This is a genomic window from Xanthomonas arboricola pv. juglandis (assembly GCF_905367715.1).
GTDB lineage: Bacteria > Pseudomonadota > Gammaproteobacteria > Xanthomonadales > Xanthomonadaceae > Xanthomonas > Xanthomonas arboricola.
The window spans coordinates 1,062,777-1,082,824 of sequence record NZ_HG999362.1 but is presented as its reverse complement, the minus strand read 5'-3'; the positions used below and the strand labels follow the sequence as shown (position 1 = coordinate 1,082,824).

Here is a 20,048-nt window from a genome sequence, read left to right as displayed (position 1 = left end):
GCGATGAGTCCGTCCACACCATTGCTGCAGGTCGATCACGTCAGCCTGGAATACGCCTCGGCGCAACGCGTGGTGCGCGCCACCCATCGCGTGCGTTTCGATGTGCATGAAGCCGACCGCTTCGTGCTGCTGGGGCCCTCGGGTTGCGGTAAATCCACCCTGCTCAAGGCGGTGGCCGGCTTCGTCACCCCGCGCGAGGGGCAGATCCGTCTGGATGGCAACGCGGTCACCGGGCCGGGGCCGGACCGGGTGGTGGTGTTCCAGGAATTCGACCAGCTGGCGCCCTGGAAGACGGTGCGCGAGAACGTGGTGTTCGGCCTGCGCGCAGCCCGCAAGCTGTCGCGTGCCGAGGCGCGCGAACGTGCCGACGACAGCCTGGCGCAGGTCGGGCTGAGCGCGTTTGCCCAGGCCTACCCGCACACCTTGTCCGGCGGCATGAAGCAACGCGTGGCGATTGCGCGCGCGCTGGCGATGCGCCCACGCGTGTTGCTGATGGACGAGCCGTTCGCCGCACTCGATGCGCTGACGCGTTCGCGCATGCAGGAGCAGGTGCTGGAGCTGTGGGAGCAATCGCGCTTCACCTTGTTGTTCGTCACCCATTCGATCGAGGAGGCGTTGGTGGTCGGCAATCGCGTGCTGCTGTTGTCGCCGCATCCGGGCCAGGTGCGCGCCGAGCTCAACGCACATGCATTCGGCCCACACAGCGCCGGCAGCGTGGCGTTCCAGCAGACTGCGCAGCGCATTCATCGGCTGCTGTTCGACCTGCCCGACGATGTCCTGGATGATGCCAAGGTGGCGCCGCTGCGTCGCCCGGCCGAGCGCCAACGCGAGGCGCTGCCATGAGCCGCAGTACCGCCACCGCGCTGCCGCCACTGCCACCGGTGCGGGCCGAGTACGAAGTTGCCCTGCAGCCGCTGGACCCGGCATTGGTTGCAGCCGCCGCGCCACGGCGCTGGCAGGCACCGCCGTGGCTGCGCAAGGCGCTGGTGCTGGCGGTGCTGGTCGCGGTGTGGGAGATCGCCGCACGCGTGGTCGGCGACGATCTGATGCTGCCCAGCCCGCTGCAGACCGCGCGCGCGTTCTACGACGGGCTGCTGTCCGGCGAGTTGCTGCGCCGCGTGGGCGCTTCGCTGCGCGTGCTGGCGCAGGGCTATGCACTCGGCGTGGTGCTGGCCTTCGTGCTGACCGCGCTGGCCGCTTCCACGCGCTGGGGCCGCGACGTGCTCGGCACGCTGACCGCCATGTTCAATCCGCTGCCGGCGATCGCGCTGCTGCCGCTGGCCTTGTTGTGGTTCGGCCTGGGCACTGGCAGCCTGGTGTTCGTGCTGGTGCATTCAGTGCTGTGGCCGCTGGCGCTGACCACCTACGCCGGTTTCCAGGCGGTGCCGGAAACCCTGCGCATGGCCGGGCGCAATTACGGATTGCGTGGGCCGCGCTACGTGGCGCAGCTGCTGATTCCCGCCGCGCTGCCGGCGATCCTGTCCGGGCTGAAGATCGGCTGGGCCTTCGCCTGGCGCACCCTGATCGCCGCCGAGCTGGTGTTCGGCGCCACCTCCGGCCAGGGCGGTCTGGGCTGGTACATCTTCCAGAACCGCAACGAGCTGTATACCGACCGCGTGTTCGCCGGCCTGGCGATGGTGATCGTGTTGGGCCTGCTGGTGGAGGGCGTGGTGTTCCAAGCCATCGAGCGGCTGACCGTGCGCCGCTGGGGCATGCAGCGCTAAGGGGTGATCGCGGGAGCCACGGGCGCAGCGATGCGTGGCCAGGCGTTTTGCCTGGCCACGCTGCAGATGAACGTGTTGCGCCGGCCACCAACGCCCTGAACCCGCGTGCCGGGCTCATCGGCACGGTCGCGTGCGCTTAACGGGGCTGGCTTATGCTGCCGGCCCCTTTGCTGCCGTCTGCCGCCATGCCTACCGCCCCCTTCACTGCCTATCTGTATCCGGTGCTGTTGCTGATCGCCAGCAACGTGTTCATGACCTTTGCCTGGTACGGGCATCTGAAGTACAAGAGCACGCCGCTGATGATCGCGATCCTGGTCAGCTGGGGCATCGCGTTCTTCGAATACTGCCTGCAGGTACCGGGCAACCGCCTGGGCAGCGCGGTGTACTCGGCGCCGCAGCTCAAGGGCATGCAGGAAGTGATCACGCTGCTGGTATTCGCCGGCTTCTCGACCTTCTACCTGGGCCAGTCATTGAAGTGGAATCACTGGGCCGCATTCGGCTTGATCCTGGTCGCGGCATTCCTGATGTTCAAGGAATAACCATCAAGCGCCATCTCGCTGGTAGGAGCGCACCAGGGCGCGACCTCGCAGGAGCGTCCCGCAGCGCGAGGGGAGTTTTCGGGAATGCCACGTCGCGCCCTGGTGCGCTCCTACGGCATACGGATCCCTAGTTCGCTGGTTCGACCCACTGCGCGAATACCGCGTCCAGCTGCGCGCCCTTGATCCGCTTGCCGTTCTGCACCGCCTCGGCCTGCTGGAACATCGGCATGATCATCGCCATGCCGTCCGGCTTGCTGGGCGCCTTCCAGCCGTCTCGGTGGTAGGAGCGCACCCGGGCGCGACCTCGCGTGAGCGTCCTGCGGCGCGATGGGCGTTTTCGGGAATGCCACGTCGCGCCCGGGTGCGCTCCTACGGCATGCGGGTGCCTAGTTCGCCGGTTCGACCCACTGCGCGAATACCGCGTCCAGCTGTGCGTCCTTGACCCGCTTGCCGTTCTGCACCGCCTCGGCCTGCTGGAACATCGGCATGATCATCGCCATGCCGTCCGGCTTGGTCTTCAGATGCAGGCCGGGTGGCGTATCGAGGAACCTGGCCCAGCGCGTGCGCACCTTGGCCCAGTAGCCCTGGGTGCCCTTCCAGTACGCATAGGCCGGGGCGAAATCGACCTCGGTGGTCTTGCGGTAATCGTTGAAGCCGAACTCGCGCGCGATTGCTTCCTGGCTGCCGTCGGGCTTGCGCAGCACCTTGGTGTTGAACTGTTCGTGGGTCCAGCCATTGGGCGTGAGCGTGTGGCGATTGATCACCGCGAGCGCGTTGTAGTCGCTGCGCTTGGTGTACTCGCGGCGCGGCAACGGGCGCCAGCTCAGGTCGCTGGTCCAGGTGGGATGGCCGTCGGCATAGTCCCAGCGACCGGTGCCGCAATAACGCGGCGCGTCGCTGACCTCGTAGACGCACTGGGTCCAGGCGCCGGCGGTCACTGCCGGCGGCAGCGCGTGCACCGTCCAGGTCTGATCGGCGCTGAATTCGAAACGCTGCGGCGCCTCGTAGATCCAGTCCTGCCGCCAATGCTTGGTCACGTGCCGGCTCTTTTCGTCGACCAGCAGATGCTGCAGCACGAGCTTGCGCGGTGAATCCTCCACCACGATCACCACTTCGCTGGCGCCGCTGCGCATGGCCGATGCACGCTCGTAACCGGGCTTGAGCAACACCGTCTCGTCAAAGGCAAAGTCCACCGCGTATTCGCCCTGCATCGCCAGGATGCTCTGCCGATCGCGCTGGACGTCGGCGGCGGCAATCAACGGCAACAGGCTCAGCGTCAGTGCGATACAACGGGAAAACGTTCGGCTCATCGGAACTCTCGGGAGTGGTTGGAGACGTCAGCGGCGCAGGCGCACCAGCGACGTGGTCATGTCGGAAGGGTTGTTGTTGCTGGATGTGGCGGAGGCCGTGCGCAAGGCGGCAGCGCGCGCGCAGCAGCAATCGTCCACCGCCACGCGGCCGTCGATGCCCTCTTCGCGCGCCAGGCGTGCGGCAACTTCCGCACCCAGCGCCGACACGGTTGCCAGGCTGGCGACAAACGGTTGCTCGCGGGCGGCGGCGGCCTGCAGGCGCAGCGCGCTCAAGCGCCACGCCTCCCCACGCATGCGCCCGGCCAGACGACGCCACAGCCGCTCGCCGACACCCAGCTCATGGGTTTCCATCGGCAACGGCGGCAGCCGCGAGACCAGGCGATCCCAGATCAGGAAATCGCTGTCAGGCAGCAGGCAGATCCGCCAGCAGCACTGCCCCTCGGCATCGAAGAACCAGATGCTCTCGCGCACGCCATCGCTGTCGACCTGCCGGCACGCCGCCGCCCCCACCGCGTGCTGCCAGCCATCCAGTTCGTTGCCCAATGCCGGCCGGTACAGGCATAGCACCGTGCCCAACGCCGCCAACTGCTGCGGCCGCGGCAACGCAGCGTGGGTGGCACGTGCATGCGACAACGACGGCAGCGGGCGGGCGATGGGCATGGCCGCTACCAGCTCACCGCCAGACTGACCGAGGCGGTGCGCCCGGCGCCGGTGAAGCGATCGATCACCGTGCTGCTGGCCAGCGTGCCGTTGGGCAGCGCATTCCAGTCCACATAGCGGCGGTCGGCCAGATTGAAGATGCCGGCAGTGACCTTGGCACCGGGTGCGAACTCCCAATGCCCCAACAGGTCCAGCGTGGCGTAGCCGGCCGGGGTGTAATAGCTGTCCAGCTGCGGGCGACGCTTGCGCGCGACGAAGGTGCCGATCAGCTCCGCGCCCCAGGCATCGCTGTCGAAGGCCACGCCGAGCGTGCCACGCAGCGGGTCGACCGAGTTGAGCGGGGTGTCGTCGGTGAGATTGTCGCCTTCCGCATACGCCACGGCGCTGTTGAGCGACCAACCCTGCCAGCCGGCCAGTGCACCCAGATCGATTCCGCCGCGCGCTTCGGCACCCTTGATCACCACATCGTCCACGTTGCGCGACTGGAACAGCATCAGCCCTTCGGCATTGAAGCCGGCCGGCGCATACGATTCGATGAAGTTGCGATAGTCGGTGTAGTACACGCTGACGCCCAGATAGCCGACTGCATCATTGAAACGCAGCCCGAGTTCGCCACCGCGGCTGGTCTCCGATTTCAGGTCCGGATTGGCGATGGCGGTGTAGCGCGCCTGCAGATTGGTGAAGCCGATATTGACGTCGTTGTATGGCGGCGCGCGGAAGCCGTGCGCGTAATTGGCATACGCCGACCAGGCGTCCGAAAACCGCCACACCGCACCGAACTTGGGAGACACCTGCGTTTCATCGATGGTCTCGGCGGCAACGCCGGGATTGTCTTCGCGGAAGATGTCGTCCACCTGCGGCGACAGCCGGAAATAATCCACGCGCACGCCCGGCGTCAGCGACAGCTTTCCATCGAACAGGCGGATCTCGTCCTGCGCATACAGCCCGAGCTTGGTGGTCTCGCTCTTGGGGAAATCGCGCACCGGGAACACGTCCTGACCGACGCGATTGGTGATCGCGCCATTGGCCAGATTGACCGAGTAGCCATCGCGCTTGGCGCGGGTGTCGGTCCAGGTGCCGTCCAGGCCGTAGGTGATGTCGTGGCTGAGCGTGCCGGTGTCGATGGCTTTGTGTGCATTGACCAGCAGGCCGTACACGCGCTGATCGAAGTTGTGTTCGTTATGACGGCGCGTGTTGTTGCCACGCAGCTCGTCGGTGCGCTGCAGGCTCTCGCTGTCCTGGCGATACAGCTGCCACTGCAGATCGTCGGCCAGCGCCCAATCCAGTGCATCCAGTTCGTGGCGCAGCGAAACGCGCGCGCGGGTCTGATGGTCGCGTCCGTCCTGTGACAGGATGCGCTGCGATGGCGTGGTCACACGCGGGTCGATGCCGGTCAATGCCTCGATGCTGCCGTAGTCTTCGTTGCCTTCCACGGTGAGCTTGAAACGCTGCTGCGCGCTGGGCGCGTACACCAGCTTGGCCAGCACGCTGCGGCCATCGATGCGCTGCGGGTTGGCCGCAGTACGGGTGAAATCGCGGCTGCGGTTGTCGCCCTGGTTCTGTGCTTCCTGGCCCTGGCGATGACTGACCGCCACCATGCCGCTCCAGCGCTCGCCGCCGAACGCGCCGGTGGCGCCGGCGAACAGGCCGTTCCAGTCGCCTTCGTAGCCGAACTTCAGGCCGACATAGCTGTGCTTGTCGGCACTCAGGTAATCGGATGGATCCTTGGTGACGAAGGCCACCACGCCGCCCAGCGCGTCGGAGCCGTACAGCGAGCTGGCCGGCCCGCGCACTACTTCGACGCGCTTGAGCGTTTCCAGATCGACGAAGTTGCGGTTGGTGTTGAGGTAGCTGCCGAAGCTGAAGGTGTCCGACACCGGGACGTTGTCGACCAGGATCGCCACGCGGTTGCCGTCCAGCCCGCGGATGCGGATGCCGTTGGCGCCGGTGAAGCGGCCGCTGCTGCTGGTCACCGACACGCCGGGCGTGTAGCGGAACAGATCCTTGAGCTCGCGCACCAGTTGGTTGTCCAGTTGCTCGCGATCGATCACATCCACCGTGCTCGGCACATCGACCAGGGCACGCTGGGTGCGCGTGGCGGTCACCTGCAACCGGTCGAAGTCGCGGACCTCACGCGCGGCATCACCACTGGCGGCGAGGTCGGCAGCGTGGGCACTCAACGGAAGAGCGGGCAGCGCAAGCGACAGCGCGACCACCAGCGGATGCAGGCGAATCATCGGGAACCTTTGAAGGGAAGTTCCCGGCAGCGTGTGCTGCAGACTAGGCCGCGACCGGCCGCCGGGGGAGAGCGTGGGGTGCGCGGACGGCGGCGGCAACGCCCGCGGCAGGCAACCCGATCCCCTGCGCCAATGCGCGGAATCGGAGGGTGGAACTTACTTGGTCAGGATGAGCTTGTCGTTGCTGGTATGGCGCAGGCGATAGACGCGGTCGCCATGCTGGATCAGCACTTCGCGACGGCCTTTGAGCAGCGCCTCGCTGCTGATGAGGTCTTCTGCAGGGACGGCGCGCGGAGCAGCGCGGTCGCGCAGGTTGACCGGTTCGGAGCGGAGCAGCACGGGATGAGCGGTCATGATCTGGATCTCCAGTCGGTTGGCCAGACAAATAATAACCATTCTCATTTAATGATCAAGAGCCATTCTCATCTTCTCGACACGACCTTTGCATGGGTTGAGCGATTTCGATTCACCATGTCTATTGAAAGGATCTAGCCACCGGTTCCACCGGCGGTTTTTACGCACGGTGATCGTTGGCCTTGCTGATTACATCGCAGGTGGAAGGCACGCACTGGCAAGCGAAAGCGCGACTGGCATGACGCACCTTGCCCCGCAGTGGTTGTCTGACGTGCACGACCGGTCAGATGCGGCTTCTGCTTGTTTTGAAGCGCCCGACGAAAAAGCGTCGCAGCCAACCGTCCCGCACTTGCACCCACCGCATGGGGCATTCCTCAGCGCGTCGCCGCCTCCACCCGTGCCCAACCGTCGGCATCGACCTGGGTCAGGGTCTCCAGCGCGCCGAGATTTTCTTCCAGTTGCGCGACCCGGCTGGCCCCCAGGATCACCGTGGACACGTGCGGGTTGCGCAGGCACCAGGCGATGGCCAGGCGTGCGGGCGACTGCCCCAGCTCGGCGGCCAACGCACAGAACGCACGGGCACGTTCCAGGCGGCGCGCTTCCGGTGCACCCAGCACTTCGTCCTGCAGCCATTGATTGCCCGGCTGGCCGAGGCGGCTGTCTGCGTCCACGCCGGCGTTGTACTTACCGGTCAGCAGGCCCGAGGCCAGCGGCGACCAGATCGTGGTGCCCAGCCCGCCCTCGCACAGCGGTGCGTATTCGCGCTCCAGCCGGTCGCGGTGCAGCAGGTTGTACTGCGGCTGCTCCATCGCCGGAGCGTGCAGGTGTTCCTGCTCGGCGATGCTGATGGCCTCGCGCAACTGCTCGGCGCTCCATTCGGAGGTGCCCCAGTACAACACTTTGCCCTGGCGGATCAGGGCATCCATGCTGCGCACGGTTTCGCGGATCGGCGTGTCCGGATCGGGCCGGTGGCAGAAGTACAGGTCCAGATAGTCCACGCGCAGGCGCTTGAGCGCGGCATGGCAGGCGTCGGTGACATGCTTGCGCGAGAGTCCGCGCTGGGTCGGACGCGGGCTGTCCACCGCGCCGAAGAACACCTTGCTCGACACGCAGTAACCATCGCGCGGCAGGCGCAGGTCGGCGATCACATCGCCCATCACCTCTTCGGCGCGGCCGCGTGCGTAGACCTCGGCGTTGTCGAAGAAATTGATGCCGTTGTCCCAGGCGGCGGCAATCAGGTTGCGCGCTTCGCTGCGCCCGATCTGCTTGCCGAAGGTGACCCAGGCCCCGAACGACAGGGCCGACAGCTGCAGCCCGGTGGACCCCAGACGACGGTATTGCATTGGCAGACTCCAGCAACCTCCGCGGCGCCCTGCCCCGGATCGGCGTGCGCAGTGTAGGACGTGGTGCTTCCGGGGCGACAGGGTTGCGCGGCATCGATGCCGCTCAAGATCCCATGCCCGCAAGCACCACCGGTTGTTGTCGGTTGCTGAAAGAAATGCGGAGGGCCTGGTGGTCTGCAAGTCTTTCGGAGCGTCACCATCGCTGGCGACATGCCAGTAGATGGATGGCTTACTGATCACATCGGCCACGGAGTCCGCAGACATCAACACGTGCTTGACGCATTGCTTGCCGATCAGCAGCAGCAATGCTGGGAGCGTGGTGCCGCGTCCGGGGGCGGGACCGTGTGGCGGCATGGATGCCGCCACCGAGCCTCCAGGGACGGATTCACGGCGTGTCCCGACACCGGATGCGGCGCCGCGCTGCCAACCAGCCTCGCGTACGTGGTCTGCCAGTTTGATGTGAATGCTTCGGCTTGCTGCGGGCGCTTGCACGCGTACCGGCGTGGGACACGCCGCAAGTACGTCCATGTAGGCTCTGGCGCGGCATCCATGCCGCTCAAGGTCCCTCGCCGATACGCGCGCAAGCACCACCGGTTTTCGTCGACGGCTGATTGGAAAAGCGGCGTCCGGTCGGGTGACCGTGCTTCGGGGCGCGGTCTTTGCGGGCGACGCACGGGCAGCGGATCGACGCCCCCGCCCCATGACCTTGCGCAAGCGCGGCTCGCTCGCCCGCGCGCAGGCAACTGCCCGCGCCCGCCCTGGCTCGCCTGCAGGCCAACGAGCGGGCCCTGAATGCTGCTCGCCTTGCCCACGGTCACCCCCTGCTCTAGGCTTCTCGTTTTGCCGTCAGCAGCCCCGGGGATTGGAATGGTCGAAGGTTTGGGAAGGATCGGTTTCGGCCTGTTCGGTCTGGCGGTGCTTATCGGCATCACCTGGCTGTTTTCGAGCAACCGCCGCGCAATCGACTGGAGGCTGGTCGCCACCGGTCTGGCGCTGCAGATTTCGTTCGCCGCGCTGGTGCTGCTGGTGCCGGGCGGACGCGACATGTTCGACTCGCTGGGCAAGGGCTTCGTCAAGGTGCTGAGCTTCGTCAATGAGGGGTCCACCTTCATTTTCGGCAACCTGATGAACATCGACAGCTATGGCTTCATCTTCGCGTTCCAGGTGCTGCCCACCATCATCTTCTTCTCGGCGCTGATGGGCGTGCTCTACCACCTGGGCGTAATGCAGGTGGTGGTCCGCGCGATGGCGTGGGCAATCACCAAGGTGATGCGCGTGTCCGGTGCGGAAACCACCAGCGTGTGCGCCAGCGTGTTCATCGGCCAGACCGAAGCGCCGCTGACGGTGCGTCCGTACATCCCCAAGATGACCCAGTCCGAGCTGCTGACGATGATGATCGGCGGCATGGCGCATATCGCCGGCGGCGTGCTGGCCGCCTATGTCGGCATGCTCGGTGGCAGCGACCCCGCGCAGCAGGCGTTCTATGCCAAGCATCTGCTCGCCGCCAGCATCATGGCCGCGCCCGCCACCCTGGTGGTGGCCAAGCTGCTGGTGCCGGAAACCGGCACCCCGCTGACCCGCGGCACGGTCAAGATGGAAGTGGAAAAGACCACCAGCAACGTCATCGATGCGGCGGCCGCAGGCGCCGGCGATGGCTTGCGCCTGGCGCTGAACATCGGCGCGATGCTGCTGGCCTTCATTGCGCTGATCGCCTTGATCAACGCACCGCTGACCTGGCTGGGCGAGATCACCGGCGCCGCCGCACTGCTGGGCCGGCCGACCAACCTGTCGACGATCTTCGGCTACGTGCTGGCGCCGATCGCCTGGGTGATCGGCACCCCGTGGGTGGACGCGACCACGGTCGGTTCGCTGATCGGGCAGAAGGTGGTGATCAACGAGTTCGTCGCCTACAGCGAGCTGTCGCGTATCGTGAAGGGCGAAGTGCCGGGCGTGGGCCTGAGCGCGGAAGGTCGGCTGATCGCCACGTATGCGCTGTGCGGCTTTGCCAACTTCAGCTCGATTGCGATCCAGATCGGTGGCATCGGCGGGCTGGCACCGGAACGCCGTCACGATCTGGCCAAGTTCGGCCTGCGCGCAGTGCTGGGCGGTTCGATCGCCACGTTCATGACCGCTACCATTGCCGGCGTGCTCTCGCATTTCGGTTGAGGCGGCGCGGGTTCATCGGTGTGACGGTCTAATCGCCGCACGCCACGTTTCATTCAGTCATTCAAGTCAAGGGTATTTATGAGTTCGGTCGTCGTTGTCGGGTCCTTCAATGTCGATCACGTGTGGCGCTGTGATGTCCTGCCTGCGCCGGGTGCCACCATCGCCGGTCGCTACAGCACCGGCCCGGGTGGCAAGGGCTTCAACCAGGCGGTCGCGGCCGCACGTGCCGGCGCCAGGACGCACTTCCTGTGCGCGCTGGGCGACGATGCCGGCGGCGCGCTGGCGCGCTCGCTGGCTGCGCACGACGGCTTTGCGTTGATCGCCGAGCCCAGCAATGAGCCGACCGGTACCGGCGGCATCTATGTCGACGCGCACGGCCGCAACACCATCGTGATCGGTGCCGGCGCCAACTCGGTGCTGAGTGCAGCGTTTGTGGACAACCAGCGCGCGCTGGTGGCCTCGTCCGGCGTGCTGCTGGCGCAGCTGGAGTCGCCGGCGGAGACCATCGAGTCGGCGCTGGCGCTGGCACGCGAATGCGGCGTGCTGACCGTGCTCAACGCCGCACCGGCCAACGCGCCGACCTCGATCAGCCTGCTCAAGCTGTCGGACGTGCTGACGCCCAACGAAACCGAATTTGCGGCCCTGCTCGGCCGCCATGTCGGCGAACGCATCAATGCCGACGATGTGGCGGCGCTGGATGGCAACACGCTGCATTCGCTATGCCGCAAGCTGCTGCCGGGCGGTACCGTGGTGGTGACGCTGGGATCGGTGGGCGCCTTCATCTCGCATGCGGAAGAACAGCTGCGTGGCGACACGGCCGCGCATTACCGCGTGGGCGCGGAAAGCGCGCAGACGGTGGACACCACCGGCGCCGGCGACGCCTTCAACGGCGCGCTGGTGGCCTCGCTGGCGCAGGCGCCCACTGCCAGCTTCATCACCCACGTGCGTTTTGCCACCCGCTACGCCGCGCGCTCCACCGAAGTGGAAGGCGCCGCCACCTCGATGCCGCGCATGGTGCCCGAACCGGCCGTGTGATCCGCACGCTTCAAGCAAACAACGAAGGCGACCGCAGCGATGCGGTCGCCTTTTGCGTTCAGGGCGTCGGCATCCCCATGAGACTGTTTTGATCCGCGAACGGCATGCTGAGGCCTGCCCATCGACGGACGCTGCGAACCCGGCTGCGCCGGAGCTTCGATCTTCTTCATCGGATAGCAATCTGGGCGGCGGTACCTGGCGTGATGCCGCGTCGGGCACCCGTACCCTCATCCGGCGCTGACGCGACACCGTCTCCCGACGGGAGAAGGAAGAAAAGCCCCTCTCCCGTCGGGAGAGCGGTTGGGGTGAGGGTACGGTCAACCAATATTCTCGCCGCTGCCCTCTTTTACTTGGTCGCACGACCCGCACAGCAAACGCGAAGGCCCGAAGGCCGGAACTGCTCTCCCGATTCCCGATTCCCGATTCCCCAATCCCCACCCAGCTACAATGCCACCATGCAGATCGGCCCCTACTCCATCGACCCGAAAGTGATCCTGGCCCCGATGGCCGGCGTCACCGACAAGCCGTTCCGGCTGCTGTGCAAGCGGCTGGGCGCCGGGCTGGCGGTGTCGGAGATGACCATCTCCGATCCACGCTTCTGGGGCACGCGCAAATCGCTGCACCGCATGGATCATGCCGGCGAGCCGGATCCGGTCAGCGTGCAGATTGCCGGCACCGAGCCGCAGCAACTGGCCGAGGCGGCGCGCTACAACGTCGACCACGGTGCGCAGCTGATCGACATCAACATGGGCTGCCCGGCCAAGAAGGTCTGCAATGCCTGGGCCGGCTCGGCGCTGATGCGCGACGAGGACCTGGTGGCACGCATCCTCAGCGCGGTAGTGCAGGCGGTGGATGTGCCGGTGACCCTGAAGATCCGCACCGGGTGGGACTGCGATCACCGCAACGGCCCGACCATCGCGCGCATCGCGCAGGACTGCGGGATCGCCGCGCTGGCCGTGCACGGGCGCACCCGCGACCAGCATTACACCGGCACTGCCGAGTACGCCACGATTGCGCAGATCAAGGCGGCGCTGCAGATTCCGGTGATCGCCAATGGCGATATCGACTCGCCGCAGAAGGCGGCGCAGGTGCTGCGCGAGACCGGCGTGGATGCGGTGATGATCGGGCGTGCCGCGCAGGGGCGCCCGTGGATCTTCGGCGAGGTGGCGCATTATCTGTCCACCGGCGAGCTGTTGCCGCCGCCGTCGTTGGCGTTCGTGCGCGACACCCTGCTCGGCCATCTGGAAGCGCTGCATGCGTTCTACGGGCAGCCGCAGGGCGTGCGCATCGCGCGCAAGCATCTGGGCTGGTACGCCAAGGATCACCCGCAGAGCGCCGACTTCCGTGCAGTGGTCAATCGCGCCGAAACGCCGGAAGCGCAGCTGGAACTGACCCGCGCGTATTTCGACGCCTTGATCGCCGGTGTGCCGCCAGCGCTGTCGGTTGCCGCCTGAGTTTTCCTGCGTTGTTGGAGCTGCAGTCATGACCGCACCGAGCGACACCCCGACCTATCTGCATGGGTTTTCGTCCACCGAACAGGCACGCCTGCTCAAACAGGCGCGCCTGCTGGAAGCCACGCTGTTCAACCAGATCGACTACAGCGGCGCACGCCGGCTGCTGGAAGTGGGCAGCGGCGTGGGCGCGCAGACCGAAATCCTGCTGCGCCGCTTTCCCGACCTGCATGTCACCAGCGTGGATCTGAGCGAGGCGCAGTTGGGCGCGGCACGCGCCAATCTGGAACGGCTGGCATGGTGCCGCGAGCGCTACACGCTGCAACAGGCCGATGCCAGCGATCTGCCGTTCGAGGCGCGTCAGTTCGATGCGGCGTTCCTGTGCTGGGTGCTGGAGCATGTGCCCTCGCCTGCGCGCGTGCTCAACGAGGTGCGGCGTGTGCTGCTGCCGGGCTCGCCGGTGTATGTCACCGAGGTGATGAACGCTTCGTTCCTGCTGCATCCGTATTCGCCCAACCTGTGGCGCTACTGGATGGCCTTCAACGATTTCCAGCACGACCAGGGCGGCGACCCGTTCGTCGGCGCCAAGCTGGGCAACCTGCTGCTGGCCGGCGGCTTTCGCGATGTGCACACCGAGATCAAGACGCTGCATCTGGACAACCGCGAGCCAGGCCGGCGCAAGACCATGATCGGGTTCTGGGAAGAAGTGCTGCTGTCGGCAGCCGACCAGTTGCGCGAGGCCGGTGCGGTGAACGCAGACACCGTGGACGGCATGCGCCGCGAACTGGCGCAGGTGCACAGCGACCCGAACGCGGTGTTCTTCTACTCGTTCGTGCAGGCGCGCGCGACAGTGTATTGAGCGGGTCAACCGCACGGGCTTACTACTACGCGTTGCCGGGCATCCCCGCCAAGCAAGCCTACCGAGCGGCCGGTGCCGGCGTGGTGGCGTGTTCCAGGTCGCCGGTCAGTACCGTGCCGGTGGGCTCGTGCCAGATACGGCGCCACATCTGCGCCAGCACTTCGCCGATTTGATCGCGCGCCACCGGCGCGCGGTAGGCGGCCTGGATCTGTCGCGGCGTAATCGGCTGCCACTGCCCGTCTTGACGGTGGGCCACCACGAAGTTGAAGTTGTAGTCCGGCTCCAGACCCATGCGCAGATCGCTGAGCATCAGCTCGTCATCGACCAGGCGTGCGCGCATGAAGCCGCGATTGAACCAGGTCAACCGGCGCACCGCGTCGAAACCGGCCACCTCGCCCAGGGCCTGGGTGTTGCTGGAATAACCGCGAAACTGCATCGGGCCCTTGTCGGCCACCAGCGAGCGTTCGCCGATCACATAGCCGTTGGGCGTCATCGCCACCACGCGCCACAGCAAGGTGTTGAGCGGCATCGGCACCGAGAAGCGCGGCGCATCCTTCAAGCCGAGCGCGGCCAGCGCACGGTCCGCTTCCTGGTCGACCAGGTGCTTGGCCAGCAACGACCAGCCCAGATAGGCGGAGCTGAGCGCCAGCCCGATCACCAGCGCGTGCTGCGCGAGCGGCCGCGCGCGCGCAAACCATGCCACCGCGCAGGCCAGCAACAGCCATAGCGTGTAGGCCGGGTCGATGATGAAGACGCTCGACCACATTGCCGGATGCGGCTGCAGCGGCCACCACAGCTGGGTACCGTAGACGGTGAAGGCATCCAGCAGCGGATGCGTGATCAAGGCCAGCTGGATCGCCCAGAACCAGCGCTTGGGCGCAGTGGCCACGCGCCCGTTGCCGTAACGGCGAAACAGCCACCAGATCAGCCAGCCCAGCAACGGCAGCACGAACAACGAATGGCTGGCGCTGCGATGCACCGTCATCAGCGTGACCGGATCGTCGGTCAGCGGCAGCAATACCAGCGCATCGAGATCGGGCAAGGTGCCCAGCGCGGCGCCGGCCAACAGGGCGGCACGGCGCTGTCCGGCCGGTGCGATGGCGGCAGCGACGGCGCCACCAAGAACGATCTGGGTCAATGAATCCATCGGCCGATGCTAGCAGGACGGGCATCGTCCAGTGCCATCGCGTGCGTTCTGGCCGGCCGGCAGTCAGCCGGCAGCCGCAGTGCTCGCATCGCGCTGCGGCTCGCGGTCGAAAACGACGCTGCAGCCGCCGTCCGCAGTCCTTGCACCAGGACAGCGAACGCTGCACGCCGCGCACGTCCGGTGGCAGTTGCCGGCAGCTGCGGTCTGCCGGCAACTGCCGCACCTGGCGGCATCAAGCCGCGCGCTGCTGCGCGGCATGAGGTTGCGGCGCCAGTTCGGCCAGCACGTCGCCGTGATGGTTGACCAGTTGCAGTGCGCCGGACTGCGTCTCGCGCAGCGCCGTCAGGCTCTCCACCCAGTCGCCGGTGTTGGCGTAGAGATGGCCGGCCTGCATGCGCAGTGCGGCGCGATGGATGTGCCCACAGACGATGCCGTCCAGATCGCGGCGCACCACATCGGCCAGGCCGGCCGCCACGAAGCGGCCGATATAGCGCTCGGCCGCACCGCTACGGCGCTTGAGAAACTCGGCCAGCGACCAGTAGCGCATGCCCAGGCGCCGCCGCAGACGATTGGTCAGCTGATTGCCGGTGAGGATGCGGTAGTAGAGCCAGTCGCCGAATCGTTCCTGCAAGCCGCCGAAATGGGTTTGCGCGTCGTAGTCGTCGCCATGGGTGACCAGCAGCCGGCGGCCGTCCAGCAAGGTGTGGACGCTGCGTCGGCGCACCTGCATGGCCGGCATCACCAGACCGCAGAAGCGGCGGATGGCACGGTCGTGGTTGCCGGGCACGTAGATGATCTCGGTACCGCGCCTGGCCTGCGCATGCAGGGCGGCGATCACCTGCTGATGCGCCGCATCCCAGACCGCGCGCCGCTGCGACATCCACCACAGGTCGATGATGTCGCCGACCAGATACAGGGTCTGGCAACGCTGGCGGCCGAGGAACGCGGCGATCTCGGCGGCATGGCAGTGCCGCGAGCCCAGGTGCAGGTCGGACAGGAACAGGGCGCGGACGGGAGGGTGCAATGTGGACACGTGCATGCGGACATCTCCAGGGCAAAAAATGTCGGCCGCGATCGGGCGCTGTGCAGGCAGGCGGCGTGCGCCGCCCGCAGGCATCGGCAGCGCGCTGACACAGATGCGCCCGCAGCAAGCCGCGGCGGAGCACTGCAATCGGACACCCGCATCCCGGCTCGTGGTCGCCATGGCAGCCATGCGCCCTCGCCCCGGCACGCTGTCCAGCGACATCGCGCATTCCCCTCCAGCGGCGTGGCTGCACGCAGCCATGCCGCCAGGCACGCGCGCATGCTGACCGGTCAGTACGACCATTGCATGGCAAGCTGAAGACACCCGGATGACCGTGCAAACCCCGCCACGACACGGGTTTAACGCCACAGCGGGCTGTTCAGGCGCACAATGCACAGGGTTGTCGGACGGTGTATCATCCGCACCCATCTTTTCATCCGAATCAAGGGATATAAGCCTGATGTCCAGCTACCTGTTCACCTCCGAATCGGTCTCCGAAGGCCATCCGGACAAGATCGCCGACCAGATCTCCGACGCAGTGCTGGATGCCATCCTGGCCCAGGACAAGCGCGCCCGCGTGGCATGCGAGACGATGGTCAAGACGGGCGTGGCGATCGTTGCCGGCGAAGTGACCACCAGTGCCTGGATCGACCTGGAAGCGCTGACCCGCAAGGTCATTCTGGACATCGGCTACAACAGCTCCGACGTCGGCTTCGACGGCGAGACCTGTGGCGTGCTCAACCTGATCGGCAAGCAGTCGCCGGACATCAACCAGGGCGTGGATCGCAAGAACCCGGAGCAGCAGGGCGCCGGCGACCAGGGCCTGATGTTCGGCTACGCGACCAACGAGACCGACAGCCACATGCCGGCCGCGATCCACCTGGCGCACCGCCTGGTCGAGCAGCAGGCCAAGATCCGCAAGAAGAAGAACTCGGCGCTGTCCTGGCTGCGTCCGGACGCCAAGTCGCAGGTCACCCTGCGCTACGAAGACGGCGTTGCGACCGCGATCGACGCGGTGGTGCTGTCGACCCAGCACGATCCGGGCATCAAGCAGAAGGATCTGGTCGAAGCCGTGCGCGAGGAAATCCTCAAGCCGGTGCTGCCGGCCAAGTGGCTGCACAAGGGCACCAAGTTCCACATCAACCCGACCGGCAAGTTCGTGATCGGCGGGCCGGTGGGCGATTGCGGCCTGACCGGACGCAAGATCATCGTCGACACCTACGGCGGCTGGGCGCGTCACGGTGGCGGTGCGTTCTCCGGCAAGGATCCGTCCAAGGTCGATCGCTCGGCAGCCTACGCCGCGCGCTATGTGGCCAAGAACGTGGTGGCTGCCGGCCTGGCCGACCGTTGCGAAGTGCAGGTCTCCTACGCCATCGGCGTGGCCGAGCCGACCTCGATTTCGGTCACCACCTTCGGCACCGGCAAGATCGCCGACGAGCAGATCGAAAAGCTGATCCGCAAGCACTTCGACCTGCGTCCGTTCGGCATCATCCAGATGCTCGACCTGATCCACCCGATGTATCAGCAGACCGCGTCCTACGGCCACTTCGGCCGCAAGCCGAAGGACTTCTCCTACACCGATGCAACCGGCGCGCAGCACACCGCCACCGCGTTCTCGTGGGAAAAGACCGACCGCGCCGACGCCCTGCGCGCCGACGCCAAGCTGAAGTAAGCCAACCGCTCCTGCGGGAGTGAAACTGGCAAGAAGTGCAGATGGGCCGCAGATGCGGCCCATCTGCGTTTTGGCGGAATGCGTACCGTCATCGAGGCTTGCGTGGGAAGCATCGCCTGCCGATCAGCAGTGGCAATGTTGGAAGCGCGGGGCCGCGTCCGGGGGCGGGACCGTGTGGCGGCATGGATGTCGCCACCGAGCCTCCAGGGATGGATTTACGGCGTGTCCCGACACCGGATGCGCCGCCGCGCTGCCGACCGACTCCGCACATCGATCGATCTTGCGCACAACATCTGGCGTTTTCATGCATCTGCTTCGGTTTGCTGCGGGCGCTTGCACGCGTACCGGTGTGGGACACGCCGCAAGTACGTCCATGTAGGCTCTGGCGCGGCATCCATGCCGCTCAAGGTCCCACGCCGGCACCCGCGCAAGCACCACCGATCATTGCCGGCAACTGAAAGAAAAGCGGCGGCTGGTTAACTGATCGTGGTCTAGATCTTGTTCCATCGCCACTACCTAAAGACGAAGTGTTGAGGTGATCTCGACGACCTGACCGGCCTAATCCGCAGGCGCCACGTCTGCTTGAAAACATTGCTTGCCGATCAGCAGCAGCAATGCTGGGAGCGTGGTGTCGCGTCCGGGGGCGGGACCGTGTGGCGGCATGGATGCCGCCACCGAGCCTCCAGGGATAGATTCACGGCGTGTCCCGACACCGGGTGCGCCGCCACGCTGCCGACCGACTCCGTACACCGATCGATCTTGCGCACGACGCTACCTGCTCCATGCAGATGCTTCGGTGAGCTGAAGTTGCTTGCATATCGCAGCCCCGGCATTGCGTTCAAGGCTCGCGTTGCAACTGTTGCTCCAACGCCTGAGCGAACGCCTCCAACGGGCACGCCATCCGTTGCTCGCCCGTGCATAGACCCAAGGCCAGTTCCTGCTGCAACGGCGGGTGCGCTAGATCCAATGGCGCCAGCGTTCGCAGTTGATCCAGCGATTGCGCCAGATACCGCGCACGCACCACCTGCTGCCCATTCGGTTCGCGCCATAGCTCCAGCAGCAATGCACCACCCGGCGGCGGATCGTCGGCACCGTAGCCGGGGAGATGAAAGTGCACGCCCAGCAAACCGCTCAACGCAGCGATATGCGTATCGCTGCCAACGAAGACCGAGACCTTTGGCGCCTGCACATCGCCGAAGCGCTGCAGCACTTCGCGCGCCAGCGGTGCGCCCGAACGTGAGGCCATGTAATGCGGGCGCGCGTAGATGTCGAACAACAAGGCGTGCAGGCGCGATACCTGCGCCAGCCGCTCGGGTGTGGCGCGGCCCCAGCCCACCTGCGACAGCGGCAGGCCTTCGGCGTCTTGCAGCAGCAACACCTCGCCGGTGCCGGAGGTCAGGTCGATCGGCCCACCCAGGGCCAGGCCGCGCCCGTTGGCCGACGGTGCCAGCGTGGACGGCATCTGCGCGAAGTCGCAGGGCGTGCGCGTGCAACCCAGGATCTGCTGCATTGCCTGCAACTCGGCTGCGTGCCCTAGCAGCAATGCGGCAGGGCCACCGGTTTGCCTTTCGATCGCCGCAACCGCCGCCGTGCCATCGAACGGCACCGCGCCGGCTTCGATCGGGCGGAACAACGGATCGTTGCTGCCGGCCTGGCGATGTCCGGCGACGATCCCGCAGCCTGGTGCCAGTGCCTCGGCCAGCAAGGCGCCGCTGTCGATGGTGCGCTGATCGGTATTGGCCCAGACCGACACGCTGCCTGCTGCCGGGCAGCCGCTACGCGGCAACACGCCCTGCTGCGCCAGCCATTGACGCAGATAGTCACCGCTCAACTGCACGCCGATGCGCCCATGCGGCGTCAGCAGGCTGGCCGGTGTGGACCATTGCGGCCACGGCGCGTCTGCATAGTGCGCTGCGGCAGCTTCGCCCTGCAGCGGTGCGCGCACGCCGTGCCGGAAGACAGCCACCACGCGTTCCAGCTGCGCGGTCTGCGCGATTGCGGGCGGCCCGGACGGACGCGGCGTGCAGCCGATCAGCAGCAGCGCGCCGAGTGCGAGTGCCGGCATCCGCCATCGCGGCCGCAGCGCTGCCGTCGAACGTTGCCTGACGCCTGCGTGCAACGGCGCGACGATCCTGCACGACGGCAACGACGCGATCCCCATCGCGTCGTTGCCGTCATCACTTGCGGGCGCCTGTTCACCACCCTGCCCCGTTTTCTTCGCTTGCCTGAAACCCATACCTGTCGGTCATCCCGTTGGTCATCGCGGAATTTACCGGGCCAATGTGCAAGGCAGACGACACCTGGCGGAACTTACCCAACATGTCCGAGAAGCCGCCACACGGCGATAACTGCTCCGAAGCAGTTGCACGGTTGCGGTACCAAGAGCGGCCAACACAAGAAAGCTGGCGGTCGTCAGGTGGGTGCGGAGGGCGCGCTCAGAATCGAAATGTACGAGTGGTCCATTCCGCTTCCGAGAACCGGCCACACCCGCATGGCGGCGACGCAATCGGTATGTTGGCCGCTCTAA

General features: G+C 66.4%; 16 protein-coding genes, 1 other RNA gene and 1 pseudogene. 8 read left to right on the top strand and 10 right to left on the bottom strand.

The genetic code is table 11. From position 1 onward, the window contains the following. The first annotated feature begins 3 nt into the window (after window positions 1-3). From KHN93_RS04490 to KHN93_RS04480, 3 genes are all read left to right on the top strand, one after another. The gene (locus tag KHN93_RS04490) at window positions 4-843 is read left to right on the top strand and encodes an ABC transporter ATP-binding protein (protein WP_047125982.1); all 840 of its coding nucleotides are present in this window, start codon (window positions 4-6) and stop codon (window positions 841-843) included. Next, window positions 840-1,724: an ABC transporter permease gene (locus KHN93_RS04485; protein ID WP_104561952.1), complete on the top strand. Its 885-nt coding sequence runs from the start codon at window positions 840-842 to the stop codon at window positions 1,722-1,724. The genes KHN93_RS04490 and KHN93_RS04485 overlap by 4 nt, the downstream gene beginning before the upstream one ends. A gap of 185 nt (window positions 1,725-1,909) precedes the next feature. Further along, the gene (locus KHN93_RS04480) at window positions 1,910-2,263 is read left to right on the top strand and encodes a DMT family protein (RefSeq protein ID WP_024938302.1); all 354 of its coding nucleotides are present in this window, start codon (window positions 1,910-1,912) and stop codon (window positions 2,261-2,263) included. A 127-nt stretch (window positions 2,264-2,390) separates the two neighbouring features. On the opposite strand, the pseudogene KHN93_RS04475 reads toward KHN93_RS04480, so the two are convergent. The 6 genes and pseudogenes from KHN93_RS04475 to KHN93_RS04450 all read right to left on the bottom strand — a co-directional run. Then, window positions 2,391-2,519 (bottom strand): annotated as a pseudogene (locus tag KHN93_RS04475) (DUF6607 family protein); the annotation flags it as partial. A 130-nt stretch (window positions 2,520-2,649) separates the two neighbouring features. Continuing rightward, complete coding sequence (locus KHN93_RS04470; RefSeq protein WP_212579189.1) at window positions 2,650-3,573, bottom strand: DUF6607 family protein; 924 nt, start codon at window positions 3,571-3,573, stop codon at window positions 2,650-2,652. A gap of 27 nt (window positions 3,574-3,600) precedes the next feature. Continuing rightward, window positions 3,601-4,233, bottom strand: a complete 633-nt coding sequence (locus KHN93_RS04465; protein ID WP_104561956.1) for a ChuX/HutX family heme-like substrate-binding protein — start codon at window positions 4,231-4,233, stop codon at window positions 3,601-3,603. A 5-nt stretch (window positions 4,234-4,238) separates the two neighbouring features. After that, a complete protein-coding gene (locus KHN93_RS04460; RefSeq protein ID WP_104561958.1) occupies window positions 4,239-6,470 on the bottom strand; it encodes a TonB-dependent hemoglobin/transferrin/lactoferrin family receptor in 2,232 nt (743 codons plus the stop codon). Between the two features lie 156 nt (window positions 6,471-6,626). Continuing rightward, on the bottom strand, window positions 6,627-6,866 hold the full coding sequence (hemP, locus tag KHN93_RS04455; RefSeq protein WP_024938306.1) for a hemin uptake protein HemP: 240 nt from the start codon (window positions 6,864-6,866) through the stop codon (window positions 6,627-6,629). A gap of 332 nt (window positions 6,867-7,198) precedes the next feature. Continuing rightward, window positions 7,199-8,167, bottom strand: a complete 969-nt coding sequence (locus KHN93_RS04450; RefSeq protein ID WP_047128154.1) for a potassium channel beta subunit family protein — start codon at window positions 8,165-8,167, stop codon at window positions 7,199-7,201. An 867-nt stretch (window positions 8,168-9,034) separates the two neighbouring features. Here KHN93_RS04450 and KHN93_RS04445 point away from each other — a divergent pair. The 4 genes from KHN93_RS04445 to KHN93_RS04430 all read left to right on the top strand — a co-directional run bounded on the left by KHN93_RS04445 (window position 9,035) and on the right by KHN93_RS04430 (window position 13,678). Then, window positions 9,035-10,333 carry a NupC/NupG family nucleoside CNT transporter gene (locus KHN93_RS04445; RefSeq protein WP_212579188.1) on the top strand — a complete coding sequence of 433 codons (1,299 nt, stop codon included), beginning with the start codon at window positions 9,035-9,037 and terminating at the stop codon, window positions 10,331-10,333. A 78-nt stretch (window positions 10,334-10,411) separates the two neighbouring features. After that, window positions 10,412-11,368: a ribokinase gene (locus tag KHN93_RS04440; protein WP_039523617.1), complete on the top strand. Its 957-nt coding sequence runs from the start codon at window positions 10,412-10,414 to the stop codon at window positions 11,366-11,368. Window positions 11,369-11,823: 455 nt separating this feature from the next. Further along, entirely contained in the window at window positions 11,824-12,822 is a 999-nt protein-coding gene (gene dusB, locus KHN93_RS04435) for a tRNA dihydrouridine synthase DusB (protein WP_016903835.1), read from the top strand. A gap of 28 nt (window positions 12,823-12,850) precedes the next feature. Further along, window positions 12,851-13,678: a class I SAM-dependent methyltransferase gene (locus KHN93_RS04430; protein ID WP_047128151.1), complete on the top strand. Its 828-nt coding sequence runs from the start codon at window positions 12,851-12,853 to the stop codon at window positions 13,676-13,678. A 58-nt stretch (window positions 13,679-13,736) separates the two neighbouring features. On the opposite strand, the gene KHN93_RS04425 is transcribed toward KHN93_RS04430, so the two are convergent. Both KHN93_RS04425 and KHN93_RS04420 read right to left on the bottom strand, forming a co-directional pair. Continuing rightward, window positions 13,737-14,825, bottom strand: a complete 1,089-nt coding sequence (locus tag KHN93_RS04425; protein WP_039523615.1) for a metal-dependent hydrolase — start codon at window positions 14,823-14,825, stop codon at window positions 13,737-13,739. Between the two features lie 232 nt (window positions 14,826-15,057). Next, the gene (locus tag KHN93_RS04420) at window positions 15,058-15,864 is read right to left on the bottom strand and encodes a UDP-2,3-diacylglucosamine diphosphatase (protein WP_039524069.1); all 807 of its coding nucleotides are present in this window, start codon (window positions 15,862-15,864) and stop codon (window positions 15,058-15,060) included. Window positions 15,865-16,309: 445 nt separating this feature from the next. Between KHN93_RS04420 and metK the strand changes: the two genes are divergently transcribed. Next, window positions 16,310-17,521 carry a methionine adenosyltransferase gene (gene metK / locus KHN93_RS04415; RefSeq protein WP_024938312.1) on the top strand — a complete coding sequence of 404 codons (1,212 nt, stop codon included), beginning with the start codon at window positions 16,310-16,312 and terminating at the stop codon, window positions 17,519-17,521. Window positions 17,522-18,359: 838 nt separating this feature from the next. Here the strand turns inward: metK and KHN93_RS04410 are convergent. After that, window positions 18,360-19,757 (bottom strand): histidine-type phosphatase, encoded by a 1,398-nt coding sequence (locus KHN93_RS04410; protein WP_244812206.1) that lies wholly within the window; start codon window positions 19,755-19,757, stop codon window positions 18,360-18,362. Between the two features lie 150 nt (window positions 19,758-19,907). After that, window positions 19,908-19,984, bottom strand: a non-coding RNA gene (locus tag KHN93_RS04405) — sX9 sRNA. Between the last annotated feature and the right edge of the window lie 64 nt (window positions 19,985-20,048).

Bases quoted from the DNA above. Each gene is read 5' to 3' on its own strand.
- KHN93_RS04430 (WP_047128151.1), top strand. From the start codon at position 12,851: ATGACCGCACCGAGCGACACCCCGACCTATCTGCATGGGTTTTCGTCC.
- KHN93_RS04490 (WP_047125982.1), top strand. From the start codon at position 4: ATGAGTCCGTCCACACCATTGCTGCAGGTCGATCACGTCAGCCTGGAA.
- KHN93_RS04420 (WP_039524069.1), bottom strand. From the start codon at position 15,864: ATGCACGTGTCCACATTGCACCCTCCCGTCCGCGCCCTGTTCCTGTCC.
- KHN93_RS04480 (WP_024938302.1), top strand. From the start codon at position 1,910: ATGCCTACCGCCCCCTTCACTGCCTATCTGTATCCGGTGCTGTTGCTG.
- KHN93_RS04470 (WP_212579189.1), bottom strand. From the start codon at position 3,573: ATGAGCCGAACGTTTTCCCGTTGTATCGCACTGACGCTGAGCCTGTTG.
- KHN93_RS04450 (WP_047128154.1), bottom strand. From the start codon at position 8,167: ATGCAATACCGTCGTCTGGGGTCCACCGGGCTGCAGCTGTCGGCCCTG.
- KHN93_RS04410 (WP_244812206.1), bottom strand. From the start codon at position 19,757: ATGGGTTTCAGGCAAGCGAAGAAAACGGGGCAGGGTGGTGAACAGGCG.
- KHN93_RS04460 (WP_104561958.1), bottom strand. From the start codon at position 6,470: ATGATTCGCCTGCATCCGCTGGTGGTCGCGCTGTCGCTTGCGCTGCCC.
- KHN93_RS04425 (WP_039523615.1), bottom strand. From the start codon at position 14,825: ATGGATTCATTGACCCAGATCGTTCTTGGTGGCGCCGTCGCTGCCGCC.
- KHN93_RS04440 (WP_039523617.1), top strand. From the start codon at position 10,412: ATGAGTTCGGTCGTCGTTGTCGGGTCCTTCAATGTCGATCACGTGTGG.
- metK (WP_024938312.1), top strand. From the start codon at position 16,310: ATGTCCAGCTACCTGTTCACCTCCGAATCGGTCTCCGAAGGCCATCCG.
- KHN93_RS04445 (WP_212579188.1), top strand. From the start codon at position 9,035: ATGGTCGAAGGTTTGGGAAGGATCGGTTTCGGCCTGTTCGGTCTGGCG.
- KHN93_RS04465 (WP_104561956.1), bottom strand. From the start codon at position 4,233: ATGCCCATCGCCCGCCCGCTGCCGTCGTTGTCGCATGCACGTGCCACC.
- hemP (WP_024938306.1), bottom strand. From the start codon at position 6,866: ATGGTTATTATTTGTCTGGCCAACCGACTGGAGATCCAGATCATGACC.
- dusB (WP_016903835.1), top strand. From the start codon at position 11,824: ATGCAGATCGGCCCCTACTCCATCGACCCGAAAGTGATCCTGGCCCCG.
- KHN93_RS04485 (WP_104561952.1), top strand. From the start codon at position 840: ATGAGCCGCAGTACCGCCACCGCGCTGCCGCCACTGCCACCGGTGCGG.